Source organism: Photorhabdus aegyptia, assembly GCF_000612035.1.
GTDB classification, from domain to species: Bacteria; Pseudomonadota; Gammaproteobacteria; order Enterobacterales; family Enterobacteriaceae; genus Photorhabdus; species Photorhabdus akhurstii.
Genome location: NZ_JFGV01000028.1, coordinates 53,174 through 60,725, shown reverse-complemented (window position 1 = coordinate 60,725; position 7,552 = coordinate 53,174). Strand labels below are relative to the sequence as shown.

Here is a 7,552-nt window from a genome sequence, read left to right as displayed (position 1 = left end):
CGGCGGCGGTGAAGAATGTGCAGGTATCGGCGAAGGCGGCGGCGAACCCGTCATGGGTCAAGGCCGATAGCCCGGTGAGCTTTGAGGAGCTGAGCACTAGCTATCATGTTACCCATGTAACGGTGGACAAAGAGGGTCCACTCTACAACGGAGGCACTGATACTTACACTTTCACGGCGACAGTGGAAGATGCATATGGCAATTTGGTGGCGGATAAACCGATTGAGATTGACTGGCAGACAGAGCCAACGGTTGATGGGTTAACCCTGACGAAACAGAGCGATTCGGTCAGTAACGCGCAGGGGCAGGTGACGGCGACCTTAACCAGCACGGCGGCGGTGAAGGATGTGCAGGTATCGGCGAAAACGGCTACCCAGCAGACGGCGGAGAACGCTGATAAAAAAGTCAGTTTTATCAGCCCTGATGAGCTTGCTTCTCTTACTGTTAGCCCAGATCACGTAACAGAAGGAGAAGGCGAGGGGCATACTTATACTTTTACTGCCACAGTAAAAGATTTTTCCGGTCAGGCGAAAAGCGGTGTTGCGGTGGCCTGGAGTGCAACAAATAGTAAGGGAGTTACCATCACTGATAAAAACCTAGTTACTCAGGTAGTGGGTGATGGTAAAACAGATGCTGATGGGAAAGCGCAATATCAGATATATAGTAAAAGTGGTGGGTTTGTTGCTGTTATGGTAACGGCCAAAGTGAATGATTCATCTGTTGGTTCTAAGAATAAAACAGTGGAAATTAAGGCTAATGAGCAGGATGTTGCTAACTTTTTTATATTGGATTATCACCATAAAGATGGAGAATCGCTCGGGCGTTCAGTACCAAAGGAAAGAATGAACTTTGGCTGGGAAGGAATGATGTTTAAACCTGAGTATTTGTCGAGGGAATCACATATGGCTGATTATAATGAAGTATATGATTCAAGTAATAAGAGTGTAGTTGATGTTGAGGCGTTACAAGGTGATTTTAGCGTTAAAAAAGCAGGAACGGCTACATTAACTGCGACGTTTACACACTCAATATCTGGTCGATATTTAAAATATGTTATTCCCAATGTGAAAATTGACCACTTTGTAATTATTGATGATTCTAGTTACATAGGGCCGGGGATTGGTTACGTTTCTTCGCTGCAGACTCGTATTGACGAGAGTCTACCTTTACCTATTTGTACAAGAGGAAATAGGATAAAGGAGAGTGATCTTGGTGGTTCAATTGATTATCTGGTTAATAATTTGGATTTAGATCTTATTCAAAAGGGTTTATTAGGTGATCCAATTGACGGATTAAGTTCTGATGGAATAAGAATGGGAGGGCTGCAAGTGAATAACAAAAAAATTCAGGCTCATTTGTTGAACAATAGCAATTTAAAGACAATGGCTTATGTAGTTTTATGTGAAGAGTAGGGAGGAAATAATAGGTAGTAAGCATTATTGTTGAAGCGCATTATTTTGATAGAAAATTAGGTGTTTATTGCTTATTGATGTTTAATTCTAATATTAGGTTTAATATGTTAACACTTACAGCAGATATAATTTCAGGAATGACGATTTTAGAAGAGTGCCCAGTTGCCATTACTGTGACTTATAGTGAAAACATAGCCCTACCTTCTCGTTATTTTAAACGATTCAGTCCCTAATGAGCGATCACAGAGGTTTCTCATACATTAGCTGTAGCTAGAATTTTTACTCACCAAGGTTATTTAGAACTTGAACAGCGAGGCAAAATAAAGTATTTAATTGTTCACTGAAATTAATGTAGATGATATTATTAATATGAATGTTTACTCTGATGGTATTGTGTGAGAAGAGTTGGATTAAGTATTTATTACTATTGATCCTCATACATTAATCAAGGAATATGTGGAGGAAACACTATATCCCACTTTATGATACCTTTTGGATAAAGAATACATTGCTATTGCTGTAATGGCTAAAGTAGATAATTTATTTACGTGACAAACAGGAAGGAGGTAATAGAGAGTAAGCATCGTTGTATAAACGCATTATTTTGATAGAAAATTAAGTGTTTGTTACTGATTGGTGTTTAACTTTAATATGAGGTTTCATATGTCGACACTTGCAACAGATATCGTTTCAGGAATAATGGTTTTAGAAGAGTGCCCGGTTGTCATTACTGTGACTTATTCAGGTGATGATACACATAAAGTAACGGAAACGACTGATATAGTGTATAGTACCCCAGAAAGTACCCGTTTTGATAAGACCCCCCGTATTTCAAGAGATATCGAAAATAATACCTGTACTGCAAAATTTGTTGTTACTGCTGCTTCTGGCGCTGGTGATTTCATCATAACATTTTCAATGGATGAGGCAACGGACCCCGATGCTAAATTGGAGATTGCGTTTCATCCTATTGATAAAAATGGTTTTTCACATGCAGCGTTTGAACCTGTCATTATTGGCGATTCGTTGATAAAAGACTTATCTCCGGCAGCGGATAATGAGAAACCTTCACCATTCAATGGTAGCCTCCTTATTAATCTATATGCGCTGAGTAAAACAAATGATCCGTTACCCTATTTTCAAATCCCTCTGGTAACGGATAAGTTAGTGCGTATTTTTGGGTATGATGGAAAGAAACTTACGAAAGAAATATTTCCTTTTATTCAAGAGCTCAGTAATAACAAATACTATATTAATACCGATGATAAAGGTTTTGTTGCCTTAAAGATTTTTCCCAGTCAGGAGGAAACGGGGAATTACGTAGTTAATATGTTCACTGAATTACAGGGTTTTTCAAGGAAATCTTCATCAAATATTCTGTTTATTACAGAAGACATTGCTCCAACGCTTGTGGTGCCAGATATAGAAGAGCTGGACGGTGATAGATTAACTCCATCAATAGGAAATAGTAGCACGGGTTTTCATGTGAGTATCCCGTTCTATGAAGGTGTTAGACCGAAAGATAGAGTTTTCTTAATGATCAGAGAAGGTAATGACGAAACGCTAAGTGCGTCTGCTGTAATTACTGATCTGAATCAGTTGGATATACCATTTATTTTAGTTCCATATGCTAGTGTCCCAAATATTGGCAATAATGAGTTATACTATTACATAGCTGATGTAATGGGAAATGTAACTATGTCATCCTCCCTCTATTTTAATTTAACGCGGTCAGTACCAAATGTACCACCAGAGATTAGGCGTATATTAGCGAGACCTATAATTTTTAATCATAGAACACAGTTGGAATTTAGCTGTCCAGGTACAATTAATCTTAACGGTATTTTAGGAGGAGGGTTGGATGCCTATATTGCTGTGGGTAAAAACAACAGAATAGAGGTAAATGATGTCATTAATGTACGTATTTACGTTAATGGTATTGTAAATGATAATCCATCTTCGAAACTTTATTCTGTTGATCCTCATACGGTAACTGCCGAAGAAGTGGCGGCAGGAGAGACTATTATTCGGCTTGGTCAGGCGCCTTTTACTAATGTAGATTCATATCGTGATGGTACGCCAGGCTCGATTTATATCACTTACAGTGTAGGCCAAAAAGAATCTAAGATTTGGTTTGGATATATTGATACTGTTCCGCCTGGACAATAAATTTAACTGATTGATCGTTTACCTGCTTATGGAAAATGCGTAAGCGTTTTCCATTTTTCCGGACATGTTTCTTATTGGTGAACTGGCGATTTCTTTATTACCGAGCTATAATATTTTCTTAAGCGTTGTTGTTTTATTTTTAATCAATGAATCATGGGGTTAATGGTGACATTATGAATAATGGCAAACATGGCGAAAAGTGACTTAACGATTATCTTAATCTTAACCTCAGAGATATACTTAGATATAAAGTTTATGCTGTGAGTGGTGGGTTTATTGCTATTACAGTAACGGCTAAATTAAATAATTTATTTATGTGACAAATAGGAATGAGGTAATAGAGAGTAAGCATCATTGTGTAAACCCATTATTTTGATAGAAAATTAGGCGATTTTTACTTATTGGTGTTTAACTTTAATATGAGGTTTAATATGTCGACACTTACAACAGATATCGTTTCAGGAATAACGGTTTTAGAAGAGTGCCCGTTTGTCATTACTGTGACTTATTCAGGTGATGATACACATAAAGTAACGGAAACGACTGATATAGTGTATAGTACCCTAGAAAATATCCGTTTTGATAAGACCCCTCGTATTTTGAGAGATGTCGAAAATAATATCTGTATTGCGAAATTTGTTGTTACTGCTAATTCTGGCACCAGTGATTTCACCATAACATTCTCAATGGATAAGGTTACGGACCCTGATGCTAAATTGGAGATTGTATTTCATCCTATTGATAAAAATGGTTTTTCATATGCAGCATTTGAACCTATCATTATTGGCGATTCGTTGATAAAAGATTTATTTCCGGCAGCGGATGATGAACGACCTTCTGAATTTAATGGCAGCCTGCTAATTAATATCTATGCATTAAGTAAAACAAATGAGCCATTACCCTATTTTCAAATTCCTCTGGTAATGGATAAGCCAGTGCGTATTTTTGGGTATGATGGAGAAAAAATTACGGAAGAAATATCTCCTTTTATTCGAAAATTAAGTATTAATAAATATTATATCAATACGGATAAAAACGGTTTTGTTGCTTTAAGGGTTTTCTCCAGTCAGAAAGAGAATAGTAACTATTCAGTTAATATGTTCACAGAATTGCCGGATTTTTCGAAAAAACCTTTATCAAACATTCTATTTATTACAGAAGACATTGCTCCAACGCTGGCAACGCCAGATATTGAAGAACTGAATGGTAATAAATTAACGCCATCAATAGGATATAGCAGTACAGGTTTTCATGTGAGTATCCCATTTTATAAAGGTGCTGGACTGAAAGACACAGTTTTCTTAATGATCAAAGAAGATAATGACGAAACGCCAAGTGCGTCTGCTGTCATTACTGATCTGAATCAGTTGGATAATTCGTTTATTTTAGTTCCATATGCCAGTGTTCCAAATATTGGCGATAATGAGTTATATTATTATATTGCTGACGCAATGGGAAATATCACTATGTCATCTGCCCTCTATTTTAATTTAACGAGGTCAGCACCAAATGTACCACCAGAGATTAAGCGTACATTAGCTGTACCTAGAATTTTTAGTCATATGCTACAGTTGGATTTTGGCTGGCCAGCTTGGATCAATCTTAACGATATCTTAGGTGGAGGATTGGATGTCCATATTGCTGTAGGTAAAAACAATGGAATAGAGGTAAATAATGTTATCAATGTACGTATTTACGTTAATGGTATTGTCAATGATAATCCATCTTCGAAACTTTATTTTATCGAACCTCATACGGTAACTGCCGAAGAAGTGGCGGCAGGAGAGACTATTATTCCGCTTGGTCAGACGCCTTTTACTAATATAGATTCACATCGTGATGGTACACCAGGCTCGGTTTATATCACTTATAGCGTAGGAAAAAAAGAATCTAAGATTTGGTTTGGATATCTTGATACTGTTCCACCTGGACAATAAACTTAACCGATTGAGATTTTATTTATTTGCTGGAAAATGCGTAAGCATTTTCCGTTTTTCCGAACATATTTCTTATTGGTGAACTGGCGATTTCTTTATTACATACTATAATGTTTTATTAATCGTTGTTATTTTATTTTCAACCAAGGAATCATGGAACTAATGGTGACAGGATGAATAATAGTCAACATGGCGAACAGTGATCTAACAATTACCGTAATTTTAACCCCAGATATATTGTAACTATATAGGATATACTTGGATATAAAGCTTATGTTATGAGTGGTGGGTTTATTGCTATGATATTAATAGCTAAAGTGAATAATTTATTTGTGTGACAAACAGGAAGGAGATAATAGAGAGTAAGCATCGTTGTGTAAATGCATTATTTTGATAGGAAATTAGGTGCTTGTTACTTATTGGTGTTTAACTTTAATATGAGGCTTAATATGTCGACACTTACAGCAGATATCGTTTCAGGAATAACGGTTTTAGAAGAGTGCCCGGTTGTTATTACTGTGACTTATTTGGGTGATGATACTCATAAAGTAACAGAAACAACAGGCATAGTTTACAGTGACCTACAAGATGCCAGTTTTGATGATACCCCCCGAATTTCAAGGGATATAGAGAAAAATACCTGTACTGCAAAATTTGTTTTTACTGCTCATTCCAGCGCCAGTGATTTCACTGTAACATTTTCGTTGGATAAGGCTACAGATCCCGATGCTAAATTAGAGGTTACGTTTCATTCTATTGGTGGAAATGATTTTTCGTATTCAGCATTTGAACCTATCATTATTGGCGATTCGCTGATAAAAGATTTATCTCCGGCAGAAGATGATAAACAACCTTCTAAATCTAATGGCAACTTCCTTGTTAATATATATGCGCTAGGTAAAAATAAAGAAGCGTTACCTTATTTTCAGATTCCTCTGGTGACAGATAAACCAGTGCGTATTTTTGGAATGAAGCAAGGAAAAATGACGGAAGAAATATTTCCTTTTATTAGCGGGAAAGATAATTATCAATATTATATTAATACGAATAGTGATGGTTTTGTTGCCTTAAGAGTTTTCCCTAAGAAATCTAAAGGGAACTATTCAGTAAGTATGTTCACAAAACTGCCATATTTTTTAAGAAACGCTTCATCAAGTATTTTGATGATTACACGGAATATTTACCCAATTCTTCCAGCTCTGGGAATTGAAGAATTGGTTGGAGATAAATTAACACCACCGATAGGAAATAGGAATACAGGTTTTCATGTGATTATTCCATCTTATGAGGGTGCTAAACCACGTGATCAAATTTTCTTAATAGTTGAAGAGGGTGATAGACAAGTAGAAAGCCAGTCTGCTGTAATCACTGAGCCATATCAGTTGGATATGCCATTTATTTTAGTTCCGTATGCCAGTGTTCCAAATACTGGCGATAATAGGTTGTCTTATTATGTGGTTGATGCAAATGGAAATATCACGGTGTCACCAGCCCTCTATTTTAATTTAACGCGGTCAGTACCGAATGTACCACCGGAGATTGAGCGTACATTAGCAGCACCTAGAATTTTCACTCATAAAGATCAGGAAGAACTTGGACAAAAAGGCAAGATCAATCTTGAAAGTATTTTAGGTGGTGGGCTGGATGCGCGTATTGTTGTGGATAAAAAAGATGGAATAGATGTAGATAGTGTTATCAAGGTGAGTGTTTACGTTAATGGTATTGTAGATGCGAATCCGTTTTCACAACTTTATTCTCTTAAGTCTCATACGGTAACTGCCGACGAAGCAGCGGCTGGAGAAACTATTATTCCGCTTGGTCAGGCGCCTTTTTCTGGTGTGGACTCGTATAGTGATGGGGGGCCAGGTTCAGTTTATGTCACTTACAGCGTAGACCAAAAGGAATCTAAGATCTGGTATGGACGTATTGATACGGTTCCACCTGGACAATAAATTTAACTGATTGAACTTTTTATTTGCTGGAAAATGCGTGAGCATTTTCCATTTCTCCGGTCATGCTATTTATTATGCGAAT

Annotated in this window: 4 protein-coding genes; all 4 read left to right on the top strand. The window is 36.9% G+C overall.

From position 1 onward, the window contains the following. A partial coding sequence (locus BA1DRAFT_RS10625; RefSeq protein WP_036778702.1) for an Ig-like domain-containing protein occupies positions 1 to 1,412 on the top strand: 1,412 nt, incomplete at its 5' end. 663 nt (positions 1,413 to 2,075) lie between these two features. Beyond that, positions 2,076 to 3,581: a hypothetical protein gene (locus BA1DRAFT_RS10620; protein WP_036778700.1), complete on the top strand. Its 1,506-nt coding sequence runs from the start codon at positions 2,076 to 2,078 to the stop codon at positions 3,579 to 3,581. A 431-nt stretch (positions 3,582 to 4,012) separates the two neighbouring features. Continuing rightward, entirely contained in the window at positions 4,013 to 5,518 is a 1,506-nt protein-coding gene (locus BA1DRAFT_RS10615) for a hypothetical protein (protein WP_036778697.1), read from the top strand. Between the two features lie 449 nt (positions 5,519 to 5,967). Beyond that, entirely contained in the window at positions 5,968 to 7,470 is a 1,503-nt protein-coding gene (locus tag BA1DRAFT_RS10610) for a hypothetical protein (RefSeq protein ID WP_036778695.1), read from the top strand. The last annotated feature ends 82 nt before the right edge of the window (positions 7,471 to 7,552 follow it).